Annotated in this window: 1 rRNA gene; it reads right to left on the reverse strand. The window is 52.8% G+C overall.

The window, feature by feature from the left end:
- Positions 1-12 precede the first annotated feature (12 nt).
- A 23S ribosomal RNA gene (locus DIE12_RS37580) occupies positions 13-2,894 on the reverse strand.
- Between the last annotated feature and the right edge of the window lie 20 nt (positions 2,895-2,914).

Below are 2,914 nucleotides of genomic sequence, written 5' to 3' on the forward strand. Positions count from 1 at the left end.
CAGACTTGTTATAGGATCAAGCCTTACGGGCAATTAGTATCAGTTAGCTGAACGCATTACTGCGCTTACACACCTGACCTATCAACGTCCTGGTCTCGAACGACCCTTCAAGGGGATCTAGTCCCCAGGGATATCTCATCTTAAGGCGAGTTTCCCGCTTAGATGCTTTCAGCGGTTATCTCTTCCGAACATAGCTACCCGGCGATGCCACTGGCGTGACAACCGGTACACCAGAGGTTCGTCCACTCCGGTCCTCTCGTACTAGGAGCAGCCCCCTTCAAATATCCAACGCCCACGGCAGATAGGGACCAAACTGTCTCACGACGTTTTAAACCCAGCTCACGTACCTCTTTAAATGGCGAACAGCCATACCCTTGGGACCGGCTACAGCCCCAGGATGAGATGAGCCGACATCGAGGTGCCAAACACCGCCGTCGATATGAACTCTTGGGCGGTATCAGCCTGTTATCCCCAGAGTACCTTTTATCCGTTGAGCGATGGCCCTTCCATACAGAACCACCGGATCACTATGACCTGCTTTCGCACCTGCTCGACTTGTCGGTCTCGCAGTTAAGCACGCTTATGCCATTGCACTATCAGCACGATTTCCGACCGTACCTAGCGTACCTTCGTACTCCTCCGTTACGCTTTGGGAGGAGACCGCCCCAGTCAAACTGCCTACCATGCACTGTCCCCGATCCGGATCACGGACCAAGGTTAGAACCTCAAACAAACCAGGGTGGTATTTCAAGGACGGCTCCACCGAAACTAGCGTTCCGGTTTCATAGCCTCCCACCTATCCTACACAGATCGGTTCAAAGTCCAATGCAAAGCTACAGTAAAGGTTCATGGGGTCTTTCCGTCTAGCCGCGGGTAGATTGCATCATCACAAACACTTCAACTTCGCTGAGTCTCGGGAGGAGACAGTGTGGCCATCGTTACGCCATTCGTGCAGGTCGGAACTTACCCGACAAGGAATTTCGCTACCTTAGGACCGTTATAGTTACGGCCGCCGTTTACCGGGACTTCAATCAAGAGCTTGCACCCCATCATTTAATCTTCCGGCACCGGGCAGGCGTCACACCCTATACGTCCACTTTCGTGTTTGCAGAGTGCTGTGTTTTTATTAAACAGTCGCAGCCACCAGTTTATTGCAACCCCTTCACCCTCTGCGCGCAGGCGCATCAAGCTACAAGGGCGTACCTTATCCCGAAGTTACGGTACCAATTTGCCGAGTTCCTTCTCCCGAGTTCTCTCAAGCGCCTTAGAATACTCATCTCGCCCACCTGTGTCGGTTTGCGGTACGGTCATCGTTAGACTGAAGCTTAGAGGCTTTTCTTGGAACCACTTCCAATTGCTTCGCTCCCTAAGGAGCTCGCGCCACACCCTTGAATCCTGCGCCCGGATTTGCCTAAGCGCCTTCTCCAATGCAGCGACCGGGACTTCCAACACCCGGACAACCTTCCGCGATCCGTCCCCCCATCGCATCTAACAATGGTGCAGGAATATTGACCTGCTTCCCATCAGCTACGCATTTCTGCCTCGCCTTAGGGGCCGACTCACCCTACGCCGATGAACGTTGCGTAGGAAACCTTGGGCTTACGGCGAGGGGGCCTTTCACCCCCTTTATCGCTACTCATGTCAGCATTCGCACTTCCGATACCTCCAGCACGCTTTTCAACGCACCTTCGCAGGCTTACGGAACGCTCTCCTACCATGCGTGCTAAGCACGCATCCGCAGCTTCGGTATATAGCTTAGCCCCGTTACATCTTCCGCGCAGGACGACTCGATCAGTGAGCTATTACGCTTTCTTTAAAGGGTGGCTGCTTCTAAGCCAACCTCCTGACTGTTTTAGCCTTCCCACTTCGTTTCCCACTTAGCTATATTTGGGGACCTTAGCTGGCGGTCTGGGTTGTTTCCCTCTTGACACCGGACGTTAGCACCCGATGTCTGTCTCCCGTGATTGCACTCTTCGGTATTCGGAGTTTGCTATGGCGGGGTAATCTGCAATAGACCCCCCAACCATGACAGTGCTCTACCCCCGAAGGTGAGACACGAGGCACTACCTAAATAGTTTTCGGAGAGAACCAGCTATTTCCAGGTTTGTTTAGCCTTTCACCCCTATCCACAGCTCATCCCCTAACTTTTCAACGTTAGTGGGTTCGGACCTCCAGTACGTGTTACCGCACCTTCATCCTGGCCATGGATAGATCACCTGGTTTCGGGTCTACGCCCAGCAACTGAACGCCCTATTCGGACTCGCTTTCGCTACGCCTGCCCTATACGGTTAAGCTTGCTACTGAACGTAAGTCGCTGACCCATTATACAAAAGGTACGCCGTCACCCCTTACGAGGCTCCGACTGTTTGTATGCATGCGGTTTCAGGATCTATTTCACTCCCCTCCCGGGGTTCTTTTCGCCTTTCCCTCACGGTACTGGTTCACTATCGGTCGATCACGAGTATTTAGCCTTGGAGGATGGTCCCCCCATCTTCAGACAGGATTTCACGTGTCCCGCCCTACTTGTCGCACACCTAGTTCTTTCATACTGTTTTCGCCTACAGGGCTATCACCTGCTATGGCCGCACTTTCCAGAGCGTTCGGCTAACAATACAAATAAAGAGTGCAAGGCTCATCCCATTTCGCTCGCCACTACTTTGGGAATCTCGGTTGATTTCTTTTCCTGCGGTTACTTAGATGTTTCAGTTCACCGCGTTCGCTTCGCATGGCCTATGTATTCAGCCATGGATACTCCAAAAGGAGTGGGTTTCCCCATTCGGACATCTACGGATCAAAGCTTGTTTGCCAGCTCCCCGTAGCTTTTCGCAGGCTACCGCGTCCTTCATCGCCTGTGATCGCCAAGGCATCCACCACATGCACTTGTTCGCTTGACCCTATAACGAGTCTGTCTCGT

The sequence above is a fragment of the Burkholderia sp. Bp9015 genome (genome assembly GCF_003853505.1).
Lineage (GTDB): Bacteria > Pseudomonadota > Gammaproteobacteria > Burkholderiales > Burkholderiaceae > Burkholderia.